At 48.6% G+C, this 2,472-nt stretch carries 3 protein-coding genes and 1 pseudogene; all 4 read right to left on the bottom strand.

The genetic code is table 11. The annotated features are described in order from the left end of the window. A pseudogene (locus ACWHAR_RS19850) lies at positions 1-72 on the bottom strand (imelysin family protein); the annotation flags it as partial. Between the two features lie 156 nt (positions 73-228). Further along, positions 229-897 carry a thiamine phosphate synthase gene (gene thiE, locus ACWHAR_RS19845; protein WP_024571774.1) on the bottom strand — a complete coding sequence of 223 codons (669 nt, stop codon included), beginning with the start codon at positions 895-897 and terminating at the stop codon, positions 229-231. Next, entirely contained in the window at positions 894-1,712 is an 819-nt protein-coding gene (gene thiM, locus ACWHAR_RS19840; protein ID WP_041334538.1) for a hydroxyethylthiazole kinase, read from the bottom strand. The genes thiE and thiM overlap by 4 nt, the downstream gene beginning before the upstream one ends. A gap of 7 nt (positions 1,713-1,719) precedes the next feature. Further along, positions 1,720-2,472 (bottom strand): LysR substrate-binding domain-containing protein (locus ACWHAR_RS19835; protein ID WP_452087598.1); only part of this gene is annotated, 753 nt, incomplete at its 5' end.

Below are 2,472 nucleotides of genomic sequence, written 5' to 3'. Positions count from 1 at the left end.
ATCTTCCGCATGTGCCGCAAAACCGAAAACCATCAACAAGCTGAATAGAATAAGTGCCAGCCCCCGAGCCATCATGTTCCTCCTATAATTGAAAATGATTATCATTGTATAACATAATCATAGCCAGTTCCTGTCCTTTGTCAATTAAAATTTGAAGGTCTGAAAACCTTGATGGAAAGCAAAAAAGCTGTCCTTTTACAGAACAGCTTTTTGAAGGAAGATGAACGATTATCTTTCTGTTTTATATGTTTGAATTTCCTCACGAAACTTGCGTGCAGCACTCTCAGGATCCTCCGCCTGACTTATGGCGCTGATCATACTGACACCATCGGCCCCCGCTTGGATAACAGGTGCGGCATTATCTATTGTGATGCCGCCGATGCCGACAATTGGAATGCTGATGCCTTGGCGGCGAACTGCTTCAATAAGAGATACCCCTTGTACCGCTCTCGTATCTTTTTTCGTTTCAGTCGGATAGATCGGCCCAAGCCCGACATAATCCGCTCCGTCTTCTTCGGCTTGCTTTACCTCAGACATCGTATGAGCGGAAACGCCGAGAATCATATCACCTATGGCAGCTCTTACCTCTTTCGCATTTGCGTCTTCCTGGCCGATGTGGATACCGTCAGCTTTCAGCTTCAGAGCCAATTCCACATCATCATTGACAATGAACGGAACACCAGCTTCACGGCAGGCTGCCTGCGCTTTTTCAGCAAATTCAATCCGAGCCTCTCCTGTCAGCGCATCCCCGCCTTTTTCACGGAACTGGTACAGGGTGGCACCGCCTTTTAACGCTTTTTGTACAACTGCAACAGGATCGGCTTTCGTATTGTTTGACCCCATAATGAAGTAAACAGATAAAAACTCTTTCATCATTTCCCGAGAAATACGAGTCATGAGACAGTCACCCTTTCTATAGCCGCCCATTCTTGGACGTCTTGTTCAGTAACAGTTGAAAGCTTGTTCAGCAATTCAATCTGAAAGCTTCCAGGGCCTTTGTCAGCCGTCTGCTGTGCGGCAAGCTGAGCTGCGACTCCATACGAGGAAATGGCCGCGATAGCAGCAAACAATGGATTTTCTTCCACAGCGCAAAACGCACCGACGACGGAAGTCAACAGGCAACCAGCGCCTGTCACTTTTGTCAGCAGCTTGTGGCCGTTATGAAGGGTATATACATTTGATGTATCGGCAATGACATCGACTTCACCAGTAATCGCAATGACCGTGTTTAGCTTTTGTGCCGCTTGCTGAGCCAGCCGGATGATGTCGCCTCCGCCTTCACCCGCATCAACACCTTTGATCCGCCAATCCGTCACACCGACGGTATGGGCAATTTCCGCCGCATTTCCTCTGATTGCAGCAAGGCGAACCTCACGAATGATGTCACGTGCCGATTCAGTTCGGAACGGTGTTGCTCCGGCACCGACAGGATCAAGAATGACGGGAACGCCATGTTCATTAGCTGATTTCCCCGCGATGATCATCGCTTCGACTGACTCCTTGCTCAGTGTTCCGATATTTAAAACGAGTGCACCCGCAATTTTCGCCATATCGGCGACCTCTTCTTTTGCGTACGCCATAACGGGCGATGCGCCGAGGGCGAGCAGGCCGTTTGCTGTGAAATTCGTTACGACATTGTTGGTTATGCTATGCACCAGTGGGCTGTGCCGGCGGACAGCCGTAAGACATTTTGCTGCTGATTGTGCATCCATGTTTGCATCATCCTTTACTATCTTTTTTCGGGTCCCATAAATACGATTTCGTATGTTCGAGCCAAGCTCTGGCGGCAAACGACAAGTACCGGTCCTTTCTCCAAATAATGGCGAGGTGCCAAGGGATGACCGGATCAACAAGCGGAATGACTTTCACTTTTTCCGGGTCAAGGCCGCGGCAGATCCGTTCCGGCAAAAGCCCGATCCCAAGGTTTGCTGATACCATCTCACTGATAAAATCCCATTGTGATGTTTCATAAATGATATGGGGCCGGAACCCAGCCTTGATACATTCCGTCATAATTCGGTTGTGCAGGACAAAATCCTCCCTGAAGAAAATAAAAGGCTCGTCCTTCAACTCACGCAGCTGACATTCTTTCTCATCAGCCAGCCGGTGGGAAGGGTGAACGACAAGCATTAAGGTTTCTTTTACGATTGTAAACGAATGAAAGATATCTTCGTTTGCAGGAAGGACCACAACGCCGATATCAAGAGAGCCGTCCCCGACACCTTCTTGGACTTTTATAGAACCGTCTTCGACTAGCTGAAAGGTGACATTCGGATAGTTTTCACGGAAATCGCCGAGCACTCTGGGGAAAAACCCCGATCCAATCATCGGCGGCAGTCCAATCCGTACGTGCCCTTTCTTGACTTCCATAATATCATTTAATTCTGACGTCAGGTTTTGAAATGATTTAATGATTTCCTGCGCCTGCACATACATGCTATGACCGGCATCAGTCAGTTCCACCTGCCTGCC

The sequence above is a fragment of the Bacillus sp. LR--39 genome, assembly GCF_053613335.1.
This window is presented reverse-complemented; position numbering and strand designations above follow the sequence as displayed.